This window comes from Qipengyuania nanhaisediminis (assembly GCF_045862805.1).
Lineage (GTDB): Bacteria > Pseudomonadota > Alphaproteobacteria > Sphingomonadales > Sphingomonadaceae > Erythrobacter > Erythrobacter nanhaisediminis_A.
Window position 1 is genome coordinate 1 of record NZ_AP025760.1, and the last position, 20848, is coordinate 20848.

Consider the following 20848-nt stretch of genomic DNA (forward strand, 5'->3'; position numbering starts at 1 on the left):
GCTTCGGACACGATTCCGGAGACGGGGGAGATGTGGGGATGCAATGGTGCACAAGATAGACAAGACGCGAACAACGCGTCGCCAGGCGGACGAGGACTTGATGGAAGATGCCGAAGCCGTGAACCTCGCCGCCGACTGGGCCGATATCAGCCAAGGGCTTCGAAAGGATCTCGGCCATCAACTGCACAGCCAGTGGATCAAGCCGATTCAGGTCGGCGGCATCAACAAGGAAAACGGCACGCTCGACCTTTTCCTGCCCACCGAGTTTTCAGCCAATTGGGTGAAGGACCGCTTCCACGACCGGCTCCAGCTGGCCTGGAAGATCGTGCGCAGCGACGTGCGCAACGTGAACATCCAGGTCCATCCGGGCCGCCGCCAGCTTCCCGAGCTTCGCATCGACGACGGTCGCCGCCCCGCCAATGACGGCGCGAGCGCGATCGCGGTTGCCGCGGGCACGATCGGCGATGCCGGCTTCACCTCGAGCGTGGGGCTGGACCCGTCGCTGACCTTCGCCGCCTTCGTCACTGGCGAGGCCAATGTCCTCGCCAAGAACGCCGCCGAGCGCATGGCCGCGACCGAGCAGCCGCAATTCTCGCCGCTCTATCTCAAGGCCGCGACCGGACAGGGCAAGACGCACCTGCTCCATGCGATCGGGCACGCCTTTCTCCAGGCGCATCCGCGCGCCCGGATCTTCTACTGCTCGGCCGAGCGTTTCATGGTCGAATTCGTTCAGGCGCTGAAAGCCAACCAGATGATCGAATTCAAGGCGCGGCTGCGCAGTTTCGACCTGCTGCTGGTCGATGACATCCAGTTCATCATTGGCAAGGCCTCGGCGCAGGAAGAGCTGCTCTACACGATTGACGCGCTGCTGGCCGAAGGCAAGCGGCTGGTTTTCGCGGCAGACCGTGCGCCCCAGGCTCTTGACGGGGTCGAACCGCGCCTGCTCAGCCGCCTCTCGATGGGCCTTGTCGCCGACATCCAGGCCGCCGATATCGAGCTGCGCAAGAAGATCCTCGAATCCAAGCTTTCGCGCTTCGCCCCGCTATCGGTGCCCGAGGACGTGATCGATTTCCTCGCGCGCACGATCACCCGCAATATCCGCGAGTTGGTCGGCGGCCTCAACAAGCTGATCGCTTACGCCCAGCTGACCGGGCAGGAGGTTTCGCTCCAGCTCGCCGAAGAACAGCTTACCGATATCCTTTCGGCCAATCGCCGCCGGATCACGATCGACGAGATCCAGCGCACCGTGTGCCAGTTCTACCGCATCGACCGCAGCGAGATGTCGTCCAAGCGCCGTGCGCGCGCGGTGGTGCGTCCGCGCCAGGTTGCGATGTACCTCTCCAAGGTGCTCACCCCGCGGTCCTATCCCGAAATCGGCCGCAAGTTCGGCGGGCGCGATCACTCGACGGTTATCCACGCCGTCCGGCTGATCGAGGACTTGCGCCAGCGCGATGCCGACATGGACGGCGATGTCAGGAGCTTGTTGAGGCAGCTGGAAAGCTGACCTCAATTCCACTGGCGGTGCACTGCGTTTCAACCGCGCGTGCACCGCCAGACCAGTCTCGGCCAACCCGAATCCCACAAGGCTATCCGCAGGTCTGCCCACAGACCTGTCCTCAGCCTATTCACAAGCCATGCACAGCCTGCCAACAGGTTGTCCCATGAGCCTGTCCTCTGCCCGCCTCGACCGTTTCGCGCGCCATATCGTGCTTCCCGAGATCGGGGGCGCAGGCCAGGTCGCGCTGGCCGCGCGCCATGTCGCATTGATCGGTCTGGGCGGGATCGGCAGTCCGGCGCTGCAATATCTCGCCGCCGCCGGAGTCGGACGCTTCACGCTCGTCGATGACGACACTGTCGATGTCTCGAACCTCCAGCGACAGACGATCTTTACCAGCCGCGATGTTGGCCACGGCAAGGCGACGAGCGCGCGCCGCTGGCTGGCCAATTTCGACGATGTGCTCGAAGTCACGATCAGCGATGCGCGCATCGGCACGGACAATGTCGGCGACCTGATCGCGGGCGCTGACCTGGTGCTCGACGGGACCGACAATTTCGCCACCCGGCTCGCCGTGTCCGACGCCTGCACCGCCGAGCGCGTCCCGCTCCTGTCGGCCGCGGTGGGGCGCTTCCAGGGGCAGGTCGGAGCCTTTGCCGGGCATCTGCCGCAGCAGGCGTGCTATCGCTGCTATGTCGGCGATGCCTTCGATGCCGAGGATTGCGACACCTGCGCCGAAGATGGCATGCTCGGCGCCATGGCGGGATGGGCCGGAAGCTTTGCCGCGATGCAGGCGATCCGGGTGTTGCTTGCCGGCGTGAGCCGGTTCGGGGACCCGATGTGGGGGCGTATCCACATCCTCGACGGGATGAAGCCCGGAATGCGCACCATCCGAATTGCCAAGGACCCGGCCTGCAAGGGATGCCAGTGACGACATGGGTGACGACATGAGCGACAACGAAAAGACTTCGAACGATCTCGCCGAGGACCGCACCGATCTCGCCGAGGACCGCACCGACTGGGCCGAGGATCGCACCATCATGGCCAATGAGCGCACCTTTGCCGGGTGGATGCGCACCGGACTGGCTTCGGTCGGGATCGGGCTGGGCTTCAATGCCCTGTTCGGCAAGCTCGAGCCGACTTGGGTGCCCAAGGCAATCGCGACCATGTTCATCTTGGTCGGCATTTTCATCTTCTGGGCCGCCCAGCGCAATGGCTGCGAGGTGCAGGTGCGGATGAACGCGCATCGCGCCTCGCCGATCAAGCCCACCAACCTGCGGCTCGTCGCGGGATTGATGGCGCTGGCGAGCTTCCTGCTCGCTATCGGCATGTGGACGATCGACCTTCCCGACTGATCAGCCGGCGAGCACCTCGTCGACCCATTGCGGTACCAGCGTGCTGGCGGGGCCGTGGCGCTGCTCAGCGAAGAGGTGACTGCCCTCGCTCGGCTCGAGGTTGAGCTCGAGCGTGCGCGCACCCGAGGCTGCCGCTTCCTGGACGAAACCGGCAGCCGGGTAGACCGCCCCGCTGGTGCCGATGCTTACGAACAAATCGCATTCGGCCAGCGCCTTGTAGATCGCCTCCATCCGGTATGGCATTTCGCCGAACCACACGACATCTGGGCGCAAGCTGGGCGCCTTGCACGAAGGGCATGGCGGGCGGTCCGACAGCGCCGCATCCCAGCGCGAGCGCACGCCGCAGCCGCTGCACAACGCGCTTTTCAGCTCGCCATGCATGTGCAGCACGCGCTCCGAGCCGCCGCGTTCGTGGAGGTCGTCGACATTCTGGGTCACCAGCAGAAGCCTTCCGGCAAATTCGCGTTCGAGCCGGGCGAGCGCGGCGTGCGCAGGATTCGGCTCGACATTGGCCAGCGCTTCGCGGCGCCTATCGTAAAAGCCGAGCACGAGATCGGGATCGCGCGCGAAGCCCTCGGGCGTCGCGACATCCTCGACCCGGTGCTGCTCCCACAGTCCGCCTGCCGAGCGAAAGGTGTCGATCCCGCTTTCTGCGGATATCCCGGCCCCTGTGAGGATGACGATGTGTTCGTTTCCTGCCATAGCTCGCCATTCAGCATGCAAGGGGCGTTGCAATCAATGGCACAATTCGCCGTCATCGGGCACAAGGGCCGCATGGGCGCGGCCATCGAGCAGGCGCTTGCGGATGCGGGCGAGACGCTGGGCGCCGGGATCGATGAAGGCGATGACGTCGGCGACGCGCTTGGAGGGTGCGAAGGCGTCATCGACTTTTCCGCCCCCGCCGCGCTCGAAGCCAACCTCGCCGCGGCGCGGGCGGCAAGCCTGCCGATCCTTGTCGGCACCACCGGCCTCGAGACGTCGCATCATGCGCTGATTGACGAGGCCGCGCGCACCATCCCCGTCCTGCAGACCGGCAACACTTCGCTCGGCGTCACTCTGATGGCGCACCTGGTGCGCGAGGCGGCACAAAGGCTGGGGCCTGACTGGGACATCGAAGTGCTCGAAATGCATCACCGCGCCAAGGTCGATGCGCCTTCTGGCACTGCGATGCTGCTCGGCGAAGCGGCGGCGGAAGCGCGCGGCATCGCGCTTGGCGACCACATGGAAAGCGGGCGGCACGGCCAGACCGGAGCACGCGGCGAGGGGACGATCGGATTTGCCGCCCTGCGCGGCGGCACGGTGGCAGGCGATCACTCGGTCATCTTCGCCGGCAGCGAGGAACGGCTGACGATCGCGCATTCGGCCGAGAACCGCATGATCTTCGCCCGCGGCGCGGTGCGCGCCGGACGCTGGCTGATAGGAAAGGCGCCGGGGCGCTACACGATGGGGGACGTGCTCGCGCTCTGAGGGGCACGCCAAACGGGAGGGGATGACATGAGTTTCGAACCGCAGGCCGCGACCGCGGCATGGATGAACACGCTTTCGGCCGAAGAGCTCGAGCTTGCACGCGCCTATACCACCGGCAATCACTGGTTGATCCTTGCAGGGCTCATCGTCAGCGCGATCGTCACATGGCTGATAGTGCGCAGCGGCGTGCTCGACTGGGCTTTTTCGAAGATTAGCGACAGGTGGCAGAACCTGCGCGTCTTCGCGGTCGCCTTGTTGTTCGGCGTGGTGAGCAATCTCATCGCCCTGCCCTATTCAATCTATACCCAGTGGTACCGCGAGAGCGCGTTCGGCCGCACCAGCCAGCCGCTCGGCGATTTCCTGTCGCAGGGCGCGCTCGGAATGCTGGTGTCCAGCGTGCTGCTCTCGCTGCTGTTCGTCGGGGTCTATGCGCTGATCCGCAAAAGCGGCAAGCTGTGGTGGCTTTGGTCGGGCCTGTTTGTCGGGGCATTTGCCGCACTCGCGCTGCTGACGCTCAGCCCGGTGATCGAACGGATGTTCAACACCTACGAACCGATTCCCGAAGGCGAGGTGCGCGATGCCGTCCATGCCCTTGGCGCCGAAGCGGGCATCCCCGCGGACAGGATCTTCATGTATGACGGTTCGCGTCAGTCGAACAATTTCACCGCTAATGTGTCGGGGATCGGCGGGGCTGCGCGAATCGCGATCTCCGACGTCGCGATGGACGAAGCCTCGCTCGACGAGGTGAAAGCGGTAACGGGCCACGAGATCGGCCATTACGTGCTCGGCCATGTCTGGCGCTCGGTCGCGGTGATCGCCGTCCTGGCGCTGCTGGGCTTCTTTTTCACCGACCGCACCTATAGCTGGTTCGCACGGCGTTTCGGCGGCACGGCCGAGCTTTCCGATGTGCGCGGGATCGCGGTGCTCACCTTCGTGCTCGGGCTGATTTTCACCCTAGCCCAGCCGGTCCTCAACACCTTCACCCGGATGGGCGAGCGCGAGGCCGACGCCTATTCGCTGCGCACGGTGAACCTGCCCGATGCGCTGTCCGGCGCCCTGATCAAGACCGCCGAATACCGCTACCCGCTCGCAGGCGACCTCGAGGAGGCGCTGTTCTACACCCACCCCACGGTCGAAAATCGGGTGAGCTCGGCGATGGAGTGGAAGGCTAAAAATTTGGGATCGAGCGAGGGCGAGTGACAAAAGACCAAATCTTCGAGTTTTTTCGAAGGCTCGCCGAAGACAATCCCGAACCCGAGACCGAGCTGGAATACGGCAATGCCTACCAGCTCGTGGTCGCGGTCGCGCTGAGCGCGCAGGCAACCGATGTGGGGGTCAACAAGGCGACGCGTGCGCTGTTTGCGAAGGTGGAAACGCCCGAGCAGATGCTCGACCTCGGGCTCGAAGGGCTGACCGAGCACATCCGGACGATCGGGCTGTTCAATTCCAAGGCGAAGAACGTGATCGCCTTGTCGCAGCTGCTTGTCGACGAATATGGCGGCGAAGTGCCAGAGACGCGCGGGGATCTGGTGCGGTTACCCGGTGTCGGGCGCAAGACCGCCAATGTCGTGCTCAATTGCTGGTTCAAGCAGGAGACCTTCGCGGTCGACACCCACATTTTGCGCGTCGGCAACCGAACGGGGCTTGCCAAGGGCAAGACACCCGAGGCGGTAGAGGAAAAACTGGAAAAGCGCGTGCCCCAGCCCTTTCGCCTGCACGCGCACCACTGGCTGATCCTGCACGGTCGCTATGTCTGCAAGGCGCGCACGCCCGAATGCTGGCGCTGCCCGGTGGTGGACCTCTGCAGCTACCGGAAGAAAGTGCTGGAGAAGCCCAAGGGGCGCTGATCAATTGCCAAGGCTGCCTTCTACCGCGCGCCATTGATATGTGTCGGTGTATTGCTGCATCGCCTCGATCGTCTCGCCGTCGATGGTGTAGACATGCACGAATTGCGCATCGAGCGTTTCGCCGGTTTCGCGATGGGTGCCGGTATAGCGCCCTTCGACCACGACCCGATTACCTTCGGTCGTGTATCGCTCGGGCGTCGCGGCAAATCCCTCATAGCTTTCGCCGATAGGTCCGAACACGCCTGCGCCCACGCCTTCGACCCCGACATAGGGATTGCCAGCCTCGTAAGGGCCACCTTCGGCCTCAACCCATTGGACATCGTCGCCGAGCAGCGCCGCGATGCGGTCCATGTTCCCGGCAGCAAAGGCATCGTAAAGGCTTGCGGCAGTGGCCTGAGCCGTGGCCCAGTCATCACCGCTTTGCGCCGTCTCGTTGTCGGACGGCGAGCACGCCGCAAGTGCAAGCGCTGCTATGCTGATCGCAATTCTCTTCATTCCAATTTTCCCCCCAATGGATCGATCAGACATCATCCGCGCTGATCATCTCGGCACGGTCGATCTCGTTCGTCATGCTTGCCACCGTGGTCGCCACGGCAGCGTCGCCGCTTACATTGGTGGTGGTGCGCATCATGTCCATGATCCGGTCGACGCCAGCGACCAGCGCGATGGTTTCGAGCGGCACGCCGACCGCGCTAAAGACCAGCACCATCATGATGAGGCCCGCCCCCGGAATACCCGCCGCGCCGATGGCTCCGAGCGTACCGAGGATCGAGATCGTGACGTATTCGGCAAGGCCCAGTTCGACGCCGAAGACCTGCGCGCCGAACAGGGTCGCAAGGCCCAGATACATCGCGGTGCCGTTCATGTTGATCGTCGCGCCCAGGCTGATGACGAAGCTCGATACCGAATTCGAGATACCGAGATTGCGCTGGGCGCAGCGCAAGGTCACCGGCAGCGTCGCGTTCGAGCTGGCGGTGGAATAGCTCACCGCGATCGCATCGACGATGCCGCGGAAGAAATCGATCACTGGCAGCCGCGCGATGAACTTGATCATCCCGCCATAGATCAGGCCGATGATCAGCAGGCAGCCGACATAGTTCAATGCAACCAGCTGGCCGAGCGCGGCGAGCGCATCGAGCCCGAGCGTGCCAGCGACCCACGCCATCAGCGCGAACACGCCGAACGGGGTGAGTTCCATCACGACCATCGTCACCTTCTGCATGACAATGCTGCCGCTTTCGAAGATCTTGAGAACCGGGCCGCCCTCTTCCTTCGCCATCAGGATACCGACGCCGATCAGGAGCGAGAAGACGATTAGCGGCAGGACATTGACATCGGCCATGACCTGGACCGGGCTCGACGGCACCATTTCAAGCACCATCTGCTCGATCGTGACGCCGTCGGATTGCCGCTCCTGCGCGCGTTCGAGCGCTGCGGCATCCAATTGCATCCCGCTCGCATCGAGGCCCGATCCCGGCTGCAATATAGTGCCGAGGCCCAGCCCCAGCCACACGGCGAGCTGCCCGGTCACCACGAACAGCAAGAGCGCGCGCCACCCGACATCGCCGAGCTTGCGCAAATCGCCGATCGAGGCGACGCCAGCGACGAGGCTGAAGAAGATCAGCGGGACGACCAGCATCTTGATGAAGGCGATGAAGATATCGCCGATGATCTTGATGCTTTCGGCACCGGGTCCCCAGAGATAGCCGACGATGATACCGAGAATGAGCGCGCCAATGACGCGTTGCCACAGCGGAATTGCAAACCAGGCCTTCATCGGATCTCCCCGTCCGTTATTCTGTCTCGAGCGCCAGCGCTCCCAACGCGGCATTCGTGTAAATCCGCGCTAGCCGATCAAGGTCGGGTATGGCTACCGCCTCGTCGCGTTTGTGCATTGTCGCGTTGCACAGGCCGAACTCGATCACCGGGCACACGCTGCGCAAGAAGCGCGCATCCGACGTACCGCCGGTGGTCGATTGCTCGGGCCGGATGCCGGTTTCCGCCTCGATCGCATCGGCGAGCATGTTCGAGAACGAGCCCGGTTCGGTCAGGAACGGCTCGCCCGAGATTATCGGCAGTGCGGAACCGCCGTGTTTCTCGGCGATGGCGGCGACGCGCTCGGACAGGCTCTGGCCGGTATGGACATCGTTGAAGCGGATCGAGATGCGCGCCCGCGCCTCGGCGGGAATGACATTGTGCGCCTTGTTGCCGACCTCGATATCGGTGATCTCGAGATTGGAAGGCTGAAACCAGTCGGTCCCGGTATCGAGCGTGAGCGCGTCAAGTTCGGCCAGCATGGCGACGAGCTTGGGCACCGGGTTGTCGGCGAGATGCGGATAGGCGACATGGCCCTGCGTGCCTTCGACCTTGAGCCAGATATTGACCGAGCCGCGCCGCCCGATCTTCATCATGTCGCCCAGCTGGTTGACGCTGGTGGGTTCGCCGACAAGGCACAGATCGGGCTTGATCCCTTCGGCCTCCATGTAGTCGATCAGCGCGCGGGTGCCGTGCAGCGCGGGACCCTCCTCGTCGCCGGTGATGATGAAGCTGATTGTGCCCGCCTCTGCCGGCACGTGCTTGACCGCCTCGACCATGCAGGCAATCGAACCTTTCATGTCGACCGCGCCACGCCCGTAAAGCAGGTCGCCATGTTCGGTCGGCTCGAACGGGTCGAACCGCCAGCCCTCGCCCGGCGGGACCACGTCGAGATGACCGGCAAAGGCGAAATGACCGGAGCCTTCGGGCCCGCGGCGGATCGCAAACAGGTTCTCGACCGGCGCCTCGTCGCTTCCCGCTTCGCCCTCGCCTCGGGTGAAGCGGTGGATGTCGAAACCGAGCGGGGCGAGCATCGCTTCCAGCGCGTCGAAGACGCTGCCCGTGGCGGGCGTGACGCTGGCTTCGGCGAGGAGCCGCCTGGCGTAATCGAGCGCTTCGCTCATCGCGCCGGCTCGGGCAGCGGACCGGGAGCGAAGGCGGTCTCCAGCAGGTGGGCGATGCGGATACCCGCCTGCTGCACCCGGCGCTTGGCAATCGGCACCCCGCGCACGATGTCTTCCTGCGTCAGCGCGGTCTCGCCGGGCAATTCGGTGCTACAGACATCCTCGGTGTCGAACGCTGTCGGATAGACGAATTCGCGGCTGATCGCCCAGCTTTCGCGGCCCCATTCGCCCGGGTTGCCGCCCGCCAGCTCCGCACGTTCTTGTGCCGAGTAGCGCCGCACGACCGGATCGGCGGGATCGCTGATTGCGCGCTCGGCCAGCGGGCCGTCCCAGATCCAGTGCAGGTTCAAACCCGGCACGATCCCGTAATCGGCCTCGCGATCATTGCCGCCGCGATCGCCCTTGTCGCCCGAATGGAGCGGCATGTGCACGTCACCTGCGAAATGAACCATGAAGGCGAGCGCCTGAAGCCGGACGTGATCGGGCAGGCTTTCATCGGCCAGAATGCGGTGGTTGCGGGTTATCTGGGCGGTGACGCAATTGCCGCCCGGGCAATTGGCGCGCGCATTGTAGGCCTCGCAGATCGGCGCGGTGCGATAGTGCCAGGCGGCGGTATAGCCCCAGCGCCAGAAAGTGCGGCGCACGCAATCGGGCCAGACGCTTGCATCCTCGATGGTCGACAGGTCGCAATCGGGTGTGCCGATAAGCGCCTCGGAACGCATCAGTCGGGCGATCTTGGCGCGAGTTTCCGGCGAGACATTGGCCTCGGCGATCTCGGCGGTCTTGCGGTGCGCGAAAAATCCCCAGGCCGATGCCGGCGCGGGAACGAGCAGCGCGAATGCGCACAAAATGACGACAAGGTTTCTCATCCGATGGCCTCGTATTGCTCGATCACCCATTCCTCGTCCTCAGAGGCATTGATCCATTCCTGCATCCAGGCGTGTTCCCAGATCGCTTCCATGTAGCTTTGCGCAAAGCCCGGAACCCCGATCCCGTAAGTCACGAACCGGCTCACGACCGGGGCGTAGAAAATGTCTGCAGCACCGAACGTGCCGAACAGGAACGGCCCGGCGCTGCCATGGCGTGCGCGCGCTTCGGCCCATAGCTGAAGCACCCGGACGATCTGCTGGCGAGTCGTGTCGGAAACCTCTTTCAGCTCGATCCGGCGGCGCACGTTCATCGGCAATTCGGCGCGCAGTTCGGCATAGGATGAATGCATCTCGGCGACCATCGATCGCGCCATGCCGCGCGCGGCCTCGTCCTTTGGCCAGAAGCGGTCGCGCCCGACCTTGTCGGCGAGATATTCCATGATCGCGAAACTGTCCCAGATCACGTTGTCGCCGTCCCAAAGGATCGGGACCTTGCCGCTCGAGGGCTGGAATTCCTCGCTGTCCTTGCGCTTGTCCCAAGCCTCGCCGAGGATCGGCACGGTGATTTCATCGAAGCCCAGTCCCGATTGCTTGGCCGCGAGCCAGCCGCGCAGCGACCAGCTCGAATAATTCTTGTTGCCGATAATCAGCTTCATTGGATTGTCGTGCTCCACCATGCGCGTGAGCAAATGCCTAGGTGTTCATTCTGGGCCTGTCGAGCGTGAACGGTGGCTGCGCCAAGGTTTGCCGCGAGCCGTGCAATGCGATTAAGGGATTGCCCCATGACCAGACCCGCATTCCACCTCGCTTTTCCCGTCGACGATCTCGCCGCAGCGCGGCGGTTTTACGGCGACCTGCTCGGCTGCAGGGAAGGGCGATCTTCGGAGGAATGGATCGATTTCGACTTTCACGGTCACCAGATCGTTGCCCATCTCGCGCCGGAAAGCGCAGGCGACAAGGCGGTGAACCACGTCGACGGCCACGGCGTGCCGGTCCCGCATTTCGGGCTTGTGCTCGCCATGGAGGAATGGGAGGCGCTCGCCGCAAGACTGCGCGCGGCAGGCACGCAATTCGTGATCGAGCCGACCGTGCGCTTTCGCGACCGGCCAGGTGAGCAGGCAACGATGTTCCTGCGCGACCCTGCTGGAAATGCGCTTGAATTCAAAGCCTTCGCCGATGAGGGGCAGCTGTTCGCGACCTGAGCCTGCGAATAGCCGCCCCTTGATCGGGTATTACGACCCTTCGACCGAGCCTGCCGGAAGCTCACCGTCGGAGACCTCGCTGTCAGCCGCCTCTTCGCCGCTGCCGGTCAGGCCGCGCGCTTCGAGCATGGGCTGGACGTCGGGCTGGCGCCCCGCGAAGTTCTCGAACATCTCGAAGTAGTCCATCGTCCCGCCGCGGCTCAGCACGGTGTCACGGTAATGCTGGCCGTTGGCGCGGGTGAGGCCGCCGTTCTGGCGGAACCATTCGCGGCTGTCACGGTCGAGCATCTCGGTCCACAGATAGCTGTAATAGCCGGCCGAATAGCCCGCAGGCGACGAGAAGATGTGATTGAAATAGGTGCTGCGATAGCGCGGCGGCACCAGGTCGATCTCGAGCCCGAGATCGGTCAGCGAGCGGCGTTCGAAGGCATCGACCGCCTCGGGGTTGCCGACCAGCGCGCGCGCCTCATCGGGCGAGAGCGCGTGCCATTTCATGTCGAGCAGAGCGGCCTCGACCACCTCGCCGAAATCGTAGCCCTGGTTGAACTTTGCCGCCGCCTCGATCCGCTCGATCATCTCGGCCGGGATCGTCTCGCCGGTCTCGTAATGCTTGGCATAGTTCGACAGGACCGAAGGCCAGGTCGCCCACATCTCGTGGACCTGGCTGGGATATTCGACGAAATCGCGCGCGGTCGCGGTGCCAGACAGGCTCTCATAGCGCTGGTCGGCGAACATGCCGTGAACCGCGTGGCCGAATTCGTGGAACGCGGTGTTGACCCAGTCAAAACTGACCAGTTGCACCTCGCCATCGGGCGCCTTGGGTATGTTGAGCACGTTGTAGATGACCGGCTTGTTTCCCGTCATATGGCTCTGGTCGACGAAATTGCCCATCCACGCGCCGCCGCGCTTGCTGGGGCGCTGGAACGGGTCGAAATAGAACAGGCCAAGCTCGCTGCCGTCTTCCTCGAACACGGTGTAGACCCATACGTCGGGGTGATAGACCGGCAGGTCGGTGCGTCGTTCGAAGGTGAGGCCGTAAAGCTCCTTAGCCATGTGGAAGATGCCGTCCTCGAGTACGTTCTCGAGCACGAAATATTCCATCACCGCGTCTTCATCGAGATCATACTGCTCGGCCTTGATCTTGTTGGCATAGCGGTACCAGTCCCACGGCTGGACGGTGAAATCGCCGCCATCGGCAGCAATCGCCTCGTTGAGCATCGCGGCCTCGCGGCGTTGGGTGGCAGCGAGCGCGGGGACCATCTGCTCCATGAAGCCGAGAGCGGTCGCGGGTTCCTTCGCCATGCGGTCATACATGGTGTAGCTCGCCCAGTCGGGCTTGCCGAACAGCGCCGCCTTCTCGGCGCGCAACAGCGCAATACGCGCGATCAGGTCGCGGGTATCGACCGCATAGGTGCCGTCGGCACGGTCATGGCTGAGGCGGAACAGCTTTTCGCGGGTCGCGCGGTTCTCGAGCACGGGCAGGAGCGGCTGCTGCGTCGTGTTCTGGAGCGCGATCGCGTATTTGCCCTCGTGCCCCTTTTCAGCGGCCAGCGCGGCTGCGGCCTGGATGTCACTGTCGGACAGGCCGGCAAGCTCTTCGCGGGTGTCGACGATCAGCGGCTGGTCGGCCATGGCATCGCGCGCCAGCTGACCGAATTCTGTAGTGAGCGTGGAAAGCTGCGTGTTGATCGCCTTGACCTGCTCGCGCTCGGCCTCGGACAGCAGCGCGCCGGCCTGGACCATGTCGCGATAGGTGTTTTCGAGCAGTCGCGCATCCTCTACCGTCATCGTCATCGCAGCGCGGTTGTCATAGACCGCCTTGACCCGGGCGAAGAGCTCGGGATTGAGCGTGATGCTGTCGAAATGGGCCGACAGGCGCGGCGAGATCTCGGTGTTGATCTCGTCGAGCTTGTCAGTGGTGTTGGTGCCGGTCAGCTGGAAGAAGACCGATGCGACGCGGCCCAGCATGGCGCCCGATTTCTCGAGCGCGACGATGGTGTTTTCAAAGTCCGGCGCGGCCGGGTTGTCGATGATGGCCTGCACTTCGGCGAGCTGGATTTCCATGCCCTGTTCGAAGGCGGGAATGTAATCGTCTTCGCTGATCCTGGCGAAATCGGGCGCGTGAAACGGCAGCGTGCTGTCCGAAGCGAAATAGCCGGTTCCTTCGGGGATGGCCGGATTGTATTCAGCCGCGGCCTCGGCCTGCGAAATCGGGTCCATATTGCCTTCTGCATAGGTTGCGCATCCGGCGAGCAGCGCGGCTGCCGATACGGTGGTAAACATCGTCGTGAGTTTGCGAGCGGTCATTGATGGGTCGCTTTCTGTCTGTCGGGTGCGCCGGGCGGCGGCGTGGCCGTCACGGCACCCCTTGTTCATCGTGAACGGGGTTGTTCTATGCTGCGGCTTGAACAGGGGATGAGCGCAAATTGCAAGCCTGCGCACCTGCAGCCTCCTGCCCGACGGAAAACCGCCGATCAGTCGAGGGTGAAGCCGATCTTGAGGTGGACCTGAAAATGCGCGACCTCGCCGCCTTCGATATGGCCGCGGGTCTCGACCACTTCGAACCAGCCGAGATTGTGCACCGTCTCGCTCGCGCGTTTGACCGCGCCGCGGATCGCGTCATCGACCGATTTGGTCGAACTGCCTACGATTTCGATGATCTTGTAATTGTGATCGGACATGGCCCGTTCCTTCCCCAATTTGATGCTGGCCCTGTCGAGCCAATGCACGAGAAAGGGTTTCGGCCCCCGAAAGGCCGCGCTTGGTCAGCCTTTGGAGAACCACTCCTGGCCCAGAGCGTCCTCGACCACCGCAGCGCGCAGCGCGGCGATGCCCATGCCCTTTTCGGCGCTGGTGAGGTGCATTTGCGGGTGCGCGGCAGGGTGCTTGCGCGCTTCCTCGGCGACTTCGGCTGCGACCGCGTCGAGCGTGCTCGCCTTGATCTTGTCGGTCTTGGTCAGCACGATCCGGTATCCGACCGCCGCCTCGTCGAGCATTTTCATCATCTCGCGGTCGACATCCTTGAGCCCGTGCCGGCTATCGACCAGCACGAGATTGCGCGCCAGGACCTGGCGCCCGCGCAGATAGGATTTGACGAGGTTCTTCCAGCGTTCGACCACCTTGACCGGCGCCTTTGCAAAGCCATAGCCGGGCATGTCGACCAGGCGGAAGGCGAGCGGGTCGCCCACTTCGAAGAAATTGAGCTCCTGCGTGCGGCCCGGAGTGACCGAAGCGCGCGCGATCGCCTTGCGCCCTGTGAGCGCGTTGAGCAGGCTCGACTTGCCGACATTCGACCGTCCGCAAAAGGCGATTTCAGGGACGGTCGGATCGGGCAGGAACTTGAGCTGAGGCGCTGACAGGAGAAAGTCGACGCGGCCCGAAAACAGGCGCGATGCGAGTTTTTCGCGGTGCTGCTGTTCGCGTTCCTGTTCAGGCGTCATGGCCGGTCCTTATGCCTTGCTCTTGGCCGCGTCTTCGCGCGCCTTGGCCTTCTCCGCCTTCTCCTTCTCCGCCGCCGCTTTCAATTGAGGGTGGCGCGAATAGAGATAGCTCTGCTGGGCAAGCGTCAGGATGTTCGAGGTCACCCAGTAGATCAGCAGGCCGGCGGCAAAGGGTGCCATCACGAACATCAGGATCCATGGCATCAGGTTGAAGATCTGCTGCTGCATCGGGTCCATCGCGCTCGGATTGAGCTTGAAGGTCAGCCACATCGTCACGCCCAGCAGCACGGCAAGGATGCCAATGCCAAGGAAACCCGGCACGTCATAAGGCAGGAGGCCGAACAGGTTGAGGATCTTGGCCGGATCGGGCGAGGCAAGATCGTTGATGTAGAGGAACGGCTCGTGGCGCATCTCGATGGCGAGATAGAGCACCTTGTAGAGCGCGAAGAAGATCGGGATCTGGATGAGGAGAGGCAGACAACCCGCAAGCGGATTGACCTTCTCCTCCTTGTACAGCTCCATGATCTTCTGCTGCTGGGCCTGTTTGTCGTCCTTGTAGCGTTCCTGGATGGCCTTCATTTTCGGCTGGACCGCCTTCATCGCGGCCATCGAGGAAAACTGCTTCTGCGCGATCGGGAACATCAACCCGCGAATGATAACGGTGAGCAGGATGATCGCGACGCCGAAATTGCCGACCAGCTCGTTGAGCAGGCGCAGCAGCCACAGGAGCGGCTTTTCGAACCATTCGAACCAACCCCAGCTGATCGCCTTGCCGAAATAGGTGATGCCGGTGTCCTCGTAGGCATCGAGAACGGTGCTCTCCTTGGCGCCGGCAAAAAGCTGCGTCGTGGTGGTCAAAGCGCCGCCCGCGGGCACGGTCTGGGCATCATAGATGAGATCGGCGCGGAACAGGTCGCCGCCCAGCGCGCGCCAGCCGGCACTGTCGGTCTCGGCCTCACCCGGGACGAGCGCGGAGGCCCAGTAGGTGTCGGTGAAGCCCAGCCAGGAGACCGCGCCCGCGGGACTGTCGCGGCGCAGCTCGGCCAGCTCGGAATAGGAATTGGGATCGTAGAGCGACCCGCCGAACACGCCAGTGGGACCGGCATGGGCGATGAACTGGTCAGCCGACGCGGTGGTGCTGGTGCGCTTGATGAAGGCGAAGGGCTGGACGATCGCGGCGGTTTCGGCCGGATTGGCAACCGCCTGTTCGGCGGTGATCATGTAGTGATCGTCGATCGACAGGCGGACGGTGTAGATCGTGCCGTTGTCGCCGGTGCGGGTCAGCGTGACCGGGCTGCCAGGGGAAAGCACGTCGCCATCGGCCTGCCAGATCGCATTGCTCGGCAGGCGCTGGCCGCCGACGATGAAGCCGAATTCGGCGAAATACTGGCTGTCAGACCCTTCGGGAGCGAGAAGGCGCACCGGGCCGCTCTCGGGATCGGTTTCCTGGCTGTAATCCTTGAGCACGAGATCATCGATCCGCGCCCCGACGAGATTGATCGAACCGGCAAGACGCGGCGCATCGATCACCACCCGGCGCGGATCGGCGAGCGCGGTGGCGAGGTCGACCGGCCCGGCCGGGGTTTCAGCCACTCCGGGAATGCCTGCAGGAACCTCGCCGTCGATATCGCCCGATACCACGCTCGTGCCCGGGGCCTCAGCGGCGCTGGGTGCTGCGCCTTCATTGTCGGGGGCGGTAACCGCCGGCTGGGGATAAAAATACCCCATGCCCATGTCCCAGCTGAGAATGAGCAGGCCCGAAAGCAGAACGGCGAGCAGGATGTTGCGCTGGTTGTCCAAGATGAAGCCCTAGAGAATTGCGTTCGATGGTGTGTTAGATAGGTAGGTCACCTGGCCTGTCCAGTCCTCAGGGGACGGGATCGTGGCCATGGCCTCCCCATGGATGGCAGCGCCCTATACGCTTTAGCGTCAACCATCCACCCTTGAGAGCGCCATATTTGGTCAGCGCCTCGATTGCGTATTGGCTGCAGGACGGCATGTAGCGGCAAGTCGGTGGCAGGATTCGCGAAGGACCGACCTGCCAGAAGCGCGCGACGAGGATCAGCACCTGCTTCAAGACCCGCTCCGCTTTCCGCGGCGGGGGCGTCGGCCCCGGGCCGGATCACCCTTGCCTTCCCCCGCGCGTGCCAGCGCCTGGTCGAGTTCGTGCGCCATGAGGTGGAAATCGCGCGTGACCCCGCCCGCGCGGCCGATCAGGACGTGGTCGTGACCGGGCAATCCCTTGTCCGGCAGGGCGGCGCGCAGCAATTCGCGAAAGCGGCGTTTCATCCGGTTCCGCACCACGGCATTACCAATCTTCTTGGTCACCGTGACGCCGTAGCGAATGCCCTGCCCGTCATTGGGCCGTGTTAGCAGGACGAAACCCGGCTTGGCATTGCGCAGCCCCTTGTTCGCGGCAAGGAAATCCGCGCGCTTGGTCAGAACCTCGGGCATCTCGGTCTCTATAACGCAAACGGGCCCCCACAGGGAGCCCGCATGGGCGATTCGCTCGCCCGCAGCGACGCGGCCAAGGTGCCGCATGAGCGCAAGGCGACGCGACGCCGAAGCGCCACGCTCGCTGTTACGCGCAGAGGCTCTTGCGACCGCGCTTGCGTCGCGCGCGCAGGACCTTGCGACCGCCCGGGGTCTTCTTGCGCGCAAAGAAACCGTGCCGACGGGCACGCACGAGATTGCTGGGCTGAAAAGTCCGCTTCATAATATCCTCGAAATCTAAACCTGGACGCTGCGCCTGCGAGCCCGATTGAGGCCCTGGCAGAGACGACCGTTTTCGCGCGTTCTGTCAGAACACCCGGAACAGGCGCGCGCACCTATGGGAAAGCTAGCCCTGAGTCAAGGCAGACGGCACGCCTTGCGCGATCGCGAAGCCGGCAAGGTCATCATAGGCGATCGCCGGGAAGGCGGGATCGGTCGCGATCGGCCCCCATTCGAGTGTCGGCACCGCGAGCGCGGGCGCGCCCAGCACAGCAAGAGCGTGCGAGGCGTCGGCCTTGGCCAGACCGGTCTGGTCATTCGCCGCAAGGCGCAGCGCCGGGCCGCGATCGCGGGCCAGCCACGGACGCATGTCGGCCGCCTCGAGCCACAGGGCGCTGGCATGGGGGACCGAATTGGTCATGGCGTAGAATGCGCGCGCCTGCTCCTCGCTCATTCCCATCTCGACGTAGAAGTCTATATAGAGCCGGTGCGCTTCGTGATCGGCGGGAAAATCATCCGCCTCCCGGCCGTGATTGTCGAGCCAGGAATGGACCGCGAACGTGGCGCTGTCAGCCATGGAACGCTCGGCTCCGGCGAGGAACAATTCGACCGCACCCGAACGGACCGAACCGCCATCGGGAACATGGGTCGCAATTCCATTGGCGCGGATACGGCGGGCCACTGCGAGATTGGCGATGTCGTTGCTCGTGCCGGGCGCCTCGACCATTTCGATCACTGCGAGGCCGGGGAAATCGCGGACCATGGCGTCGAACTGCGCGGGGCTCGCGCTGTCGGTCGATCCGATCATGCTGGCACTAGTCGCGCTCGTGACAATGAACGGGCCGTATTGCGCAAGTGTGGTTGCGGCAGGGTGCTGAACGACCGGACGGGCATAGCGCGCTGCCCGGTGCGTATCGCGCGGAGCCTGTCCGCGCAGATTGGCGTAATTCACACTTGGACTTACCTCGGCAGCGGGCAGGCTGCCCTCGGCGACCCGGACCCATTGCCCGCGTTCAGCGTCCCATTCTTCGACCCAGCTTTCGGTCGCCACGGTGCGCATCCCGCCGCCCGCAGCCTGGTATGGCTGTGCCAGAGCAGGGCCGCCGATGAGGACCAGCTGGATCAGGGCGAGGAGTGCAGCGAGCTTTTTCATGGCGTCAAAACTACGCCACGTCGGGTTCAGGATTTGCCAAGGTTTATACTTGCGATTTCCTTGCGTAGCCGTCCCTAAGTGCTCGACAAGGCCCTATTAACCCTGCACAATCCGGATCCGCAGAAATGCTGGATTTCTGCCGATGGGGGGATATCGGCTTGGTCGCGCTGATACGGACTGTTGCTTATCTCGGGCTCGAAGCGCGTAAAGTCGAGGTCCAGTGCCAGGTGGCATCGGGCCTGCCGCGGTTCGCGATTGTCGGCCTTCCCGACAAGGCAGTGAGCGAGAGTCGCGAGCGCGTTCAGGCCGCGCTTTCGGCGATGGGGCTGGCCATGCCGCCCAAGCGGATCACGATCAACCTGTCGCCTGCCGACCTGCCAAAGGACGGATCGCACTACGACCTGCCGATCGCGCTGGCCTTGCTGGCCGCAATGGGTGTCACTGATGCCGAACAGCTGACCGAATGGATCGCGGTGGGCGAATTGTCGCTTGACGGGCGAGTGGTGGCTTCACCCGGCGTGCTGATCGCGGCGCTCCACGCGAGCGAGGCGGATTGCGGGCTGATCTGTCCCGCCGAACAAGGAGCCGAAGCGAAATGGGCAAGCGGCGTGCCCGTGCTTGCACCGCCGAACCTGTCGAGCCTGCTCGCTCACCTCAAGGGCACGCAGGTGCTCGAAGAGCCTCGCCGCGGCGCGATTGCCGAGCCCGTACTTGCCGCCGACCTCGCCCGGGTAAAGGGACAAGAAACCGCCAAGCGCGCGCTCGAGATCGCAGCGGCTGGCGGGCACAACCTGCTCATGGTCGGCCCACCGGGATCGGGCAAGAGCCTGCTTGCAAGTTGTCTGCCCGGCATTCTTCCCCCGCTCACGCCCGCCGAAGCGCTCGAGGTGTCGATGGTGCAATCGGTGGCCGGAATGCTCGAGGCCGGCCAGATCAGCCGCGCCCGCCCGTTTCGCGCGCCGCATCACTCGGCCAGCATGGCCGCGCTTACGGGAGGCGGACTCAAGGTCCGCCCGGGCGAGGTGAGCCTTGCCCATCTGGGCGTCCTGTTCCTCGACGAACTGCCCGAGTTCCAGCGCGCGGTGCTCGATTCGCTGCGCCAGCCGCTCGAGACTGGCCGTGTCGATGTCGCCCGCGCCAACGCCCATGTCTCCTTTCCCGCACAGGTCCAGCTGATCGCCGCGATGAATCCGTGCCGCTGCGGCCATGCCGGTGAACCCGGGCATGTATGCGCGCGCGGGCCGCGCTGCGCGAGCGAATACCAGGCCCGGCTTTCAGGACCGCTGCTCGACCGTATCGACCTCCATGTCGAAGTCGCCGCGGTGAGCGCGATGGACATGGCGCTGCCTGCGCCGTCCGAAGGCAGCGAGGAGGTGGCGATGCGCGTCGCAAGAGCCCGTTCGCTCGCGACAGATCGCGCGGTGCGCTCCAATGCCGAGCTTGAAGGCGAAGCCCTGGAAACCCACGCTGCGCCCGATGACGAAGGCCGCGCGCTGATGATGAAGGCCGCCGAGAAATTGCGGCTGTCAGCGCGCGGCTATACCCGCATGTTGCGGGTGGCGCGCACCATTGCCGACCTCGCCGGCTCGCGCGATATCGGCCGCGTGCATATTGCCGAAGCGCTGAGTTACCGGCAGATGATCGGGCGGTGATGACCGATTTCGACCCCTCCTGGCTGATCTATCTGGGCGCAGCGCTGCTGCTGGTCGCCTATGGCATACGCGACGAATTGCGCCTTCGGGTGATGATCATCGTCTCGACGCTGGTCTATATCGCCTATTACTACGTGATCGATGCCGGGCCGCTATGGGAGGCGATCGTCACCAGCATCGCGATGGTCGCTATCAATCTGTGGGTTCTGGGCCAGATCCTGCTCGAACGCACCACCCTGCGCATGAGCGAGGACGAGCGACGGCTCTTCGATGCCTTCGAAACGCTCACCCCGGGCCAGTTCCGCCGCGTAGCCCGGCTGGCGCATTGGCACATCGCCACCGATCCCGATGGCACCATGCTCACCCGCGAGGACGAGCCATCGAGCGTGCTCGTCTATGTCTTTGAGGGAATCGTCTCGGTCGAAAAGCATGGACGCCAGTTCCGCTTGCCCGAAGGCAATTTCCTCGGCGAAGTGGCCTATGTGCTCAACCGGCGCACCACCACTACCTCGGTTGCCCCTCGGGGGGTGCGCTATGTCGAATGGGATGCCGACGCCCTTCGCGCGCTGAGCCGGCGGCACCCGGGGCTCGGCAATGCGCTCAATGCGCTGCTGACGCGCGACCTCGCCAAGAAGCTCAAGGAAAGCTACCGCCCCGACGACGCGCTGCCCGCGACCGTGGAAAGCGTCGAACTGCTCGAGGCGGCCGAGGCCTGAC

Annotated in this window: 23 protein-coding genes; 9 read left to right on the forward strand and 14 right to left on the reverse strand. The window is 64.2% G+C overall.

The genetic code is table 11. The annotated features are described in order from the left end of the window. Positions 1–43 precede the first annotated feature (43 nt). From dnaA to ACKTSM_RS00015, 3 genes are all read left to right on the forward strand, one after another. Complete coding sequence (dnaA, locus tag ACKTSM_RS00005; protein ID WP_407875099.1) at positions 44–1504, forward strand: chromosomal replication initiator protein DnaA; 1461 nt, start codon at positions 44–46, stop codon at positions 1502–1504. Between the two features lie 157 nt (positions 1505–1661). Continuing rightward, positions 1662–2426, forward strand: a complete 765-nt coding sequence (locus ACKTSM_RS00010; RefSeq protein WP_407875100.1) for a HesA/MoeB/ThiF family protein — start codon at positions 1662–1664, stop codon at positions 2424–2426. 16 nt (positions 2427–2442) lie between these two features. Continuing rightward, on the forward strand, positions 2443–2850 hold the full coding sequence (locus tag ACKTSM_RS00015) for a YidH family protein (RefSeq protein WP_407875101.1): 408 nt from the start codon (positions 2443–2445) through the stop codon (positions 2848–2850). On the opposite strand, the gene ACKTSM_RS00020 is transcribed toward ACKTSM_RS00015, so the two are convergent. Then, complete coding sequence (locus ACKTSM_RS00020; protein ID WP_407875102.1) at positions 2851–3552, reverse strand: NAD-dependent deacylase; 702 nt, start codon at positions 3550–3552, stop codon at positions 2851–2853. 36 nt (positions 3553–3588) lie between these two features. On the opposite strand from ACKTSM_RS00020, the gene dapB reads away from it, so the two are divergent. The 3 genes from dapB to nth are packed head-to-tail and all read left to right on the forward strand — an operon-like array spanning position 3589 to position 6164. Continuing rightward, on the forward strand, positions 3589–4317 hold the full coding sequence (gene dapB, locus ACKTSM_RS00025; protein ID WP_407875103.1) for a 4-hydroxy-tetrahydrodipicolinate reductase: 729 nt from the start codon (positions 3589–3591) through the stop codon (positions 4315–4317). Between the two features lie 27 nt (positions 4318–4344). Beyond that, entirely contained in the window at positions 4345–5517 is a 1173-nt protein-coding gene (locus ACKTSM_RS00030) for a M48 family metalloprotease (RefSeq protein WP_407875104.1), read from the forward strand. After that, positions 5514–6164, forward strand: a complete 651-nt coding sequence (gene nth / locus ACKTSM_RS00035) for an endonuclease III (protein ID WP_407875105.1) — start codon at positions 5514–5516, stop codon at positions 6162–6164. Before ACKTSM_RS00030 ends, nth begins: the two co-directional genes overlap by 4 nt. Here nth and ACKTSM_RS00040 read toward each other — a convergent pair whose 3' ends face one another. The 5 genes from ACKTSM_RS00040 to ACKTSM_RS00060 are packed head-to-tail and all read right to left on the reverse strand — an operon-like array spanning position 6165 to position 10628. Beyond that, positions 6165–6659, reverse strand: a complete 495-nt coding sequence (locus ACKTSM_RS00040; protein WP_407875106.1) for a nuclear transport factor 2 family protein — start codon at positions 6657–6659, stop codon at positions 6165–6167. 25 nt (positions 6660–6684) lie between these two features. Then, complete coding sequence (locus ACKTSM_RS00045; protein ID WP_407875107.1) at positions 6685–7941, reverse strand: dicarboxylate/amino acid:cation symporter; 1257 nt, start codon at positions 7939–7941, stop codon at positions 6685–6687. Positions 7942–7957: 16 nt separating this feature from the next. After that, a complete protein-coding gene (gene dapE / locus ACKTSM_RS00050) occupies positions 7958–9103 on the reverse strand; it encodes a succinyl-diaminopimelate desuccinylase (protein ID WP_407875108.1) in 1146 nt (381 codons plus the stop codon). Continuing rightward, the gene (locus ACKTSM_RS00055; protein ID WP_407875109.1) at positions 9100–9972 is read right to left on the reverse strand and encodes a S1/P1 nuclease; all 873 of its coding nucleotides are present in this window, start codon (positions 9970–9972) and stop codon (positions 9100–9102) included. The genes dapE and ACKTSM_RS00055 overlap by 4 nt, the downstream gene beginning before the upstream one ends. Beyond that, positions 9969–10628, reverse strand: a complete 660-nt coding sequence (locus tag ACKTSM_RS00060; protein WP_407875110.1) for a glutathione S-transferase family protein — start codon at positions 10626–10628, stop codon at positions 9969–9971. Before ACKTSM_RS00060 ends, ACKTSM_RS00055 begins: the two co-directional genes overlap by 4 nt. A gap of 126 nt (positions 10629–10754) precedes the next feature. On the opposite strand from ACKTSM_RS00060, the gene ACKTSM_RS00065 reads away from it, so the two are divergent. Next, on the forward strand, positions 10755–11174 hold the full coding sequence (locus tag ACKTSM_RS00065; protein WP_407875111.1) for a VOC family protein: 420 nt from the start codon (positions 10755–10757) through the stop codon (positions 11172–11174). 30 nt (positions 11175–11204) lie between these two features. On the opposite strand, the gene ACKTSM_RS00070 is transcribed toward ACKTSM_RS00065, so the two are convergent. From ACKTSM_RS00070 to ACKTSM_RS00105, 8 genes are all read right to left on the reverse strand, one after another. After that, positions 11205–13394 carry a M3 family metallopeptidase gene (locus tag ACKTSM_RS00070; RefSeq protein WP_407876379.1) on the reverse strand — a complete coding sequence of 730 codons (2190 nt, stop codon included), beginning with the start codon at positions 13392–13394 and terminating at the stop codon, positions 11205–11207. A 254-nt stretch (positions 13395–13648) separates the two neighbouring features. After that, entirely contained in the window at positions 13649–13855 is a 207-nt protein-coding gene (locus tag ACKTSM_RS00075) for a dodecin (protein ID WP_407875112.1), read from the reverse strand. An 84-nt stretch (positions 13856–13939) separates the two neighbouring features. Next, entirely contained in the window at positions 13940–14614 is a 675-nt protein-coding gene (gene yihA / locus ACKTSM_RS00080) for a ribosome biogenesis GTP-binding protein YihA/YsxC (RefSeq protein ID WP_407875113.1), read from the reverse strand. Between the two features lie 9 nt (positions 14615–14623). Beyond that, the gene (gene yidC / locus ACKTSM_RS00085; protein ID WP_407875114.1) at positions 14624–16414 is read right to left on the reverse strand and encodes a membrane protein insertase YidC; all 1791 of its coding nucleotides are present in this window, start codon (positions 16412–16414) and stop codon (positions 14624–14626) included. Positions 16415–16481: 67 nt separating this feature from the next. After that, positions 16482–16691: a membrane protein insertion efficiency factor YidD gene (gene yidD / locus ACKTSM_RS00090; RefSeq protein WP_407875115.1), complete on the reverse strand. Its 210-nt coding sequence runs from the start codon at positions 16689–16691 to the stop codon at positions 16482–16484. Further along, the gene (gene rnpA, locus ACKTSM_RS00095; protein ID WP_407875116.1) at positions 16688–17068 is read right to left on the reverse strand and encodes a ribonuclease P protein component; all 381 of its coding nucleotides are present in this window, start codon (positions 17066–17068) and stop codon (positions 16688–16690) included. Before rnpA ends, yidD begins: the two co-directional genes overlap by 4 nt. 127 nt (positions 17069–17195) lie before the next feature. Further along, on the reverse strand, positions 17196–17330 hold the full coding sequence (rpmH, locus tag ACKTSM_RS00100; protein ID WP_407875117.1) for a 50S ribosomal protein L34: 135 nt from the start codon (positions 17328–17330) through the stop codon (positions 17196–17198). Between the two features lie 123 nt (positions 17331–17453). After that, positions 17454–18479 carry an alpha/beta hydrolase gene (locus ACKTSM_RS00105; protein ID WP_407875118.1) on the reverse strand — a complete coding sequence of 342 codons (1026 nt, stop codon included), beginning with the start codon at positions 18477–18479 and terminating at the stop codon, positions 17454–17456. Between the two features lie 158 nt (positions 18480–18637). Between ACKTSM_RS00105 and ACKTSM_RS00110 the strand changes: the two genes are divergently transcribed. Continuing rightward, positions 18638–20131 (forward strand): YifB family Mg chelatase-like AAA ATPase, encoded by a 1494-nt coding sequence (locus ACKTSM_RS00110; protein WP_407875119.1) that lies wholly within the window; start codon positions 18638–18640, stop codon positions 20129–20131. Next, positions 20131–20847 carry a cyclic nucleotide-binding domain-containing protein gene (locus ACKTSM_RS00115; RefSeq protein WP_407875120.1) on the forward strand — a complete coding sequence of 239 codons (717 nt, stop codon included), beginning with the start codon at positions 20131–20133 and terminating at the stop codon, positions 20845–20847. Before ACKTSM_RS00110 ends, ACKTSM_RS00115 begins: the two co-directional genes overlap by 1 nt. Position 20848: the final 1 nt, after the last annotated feature.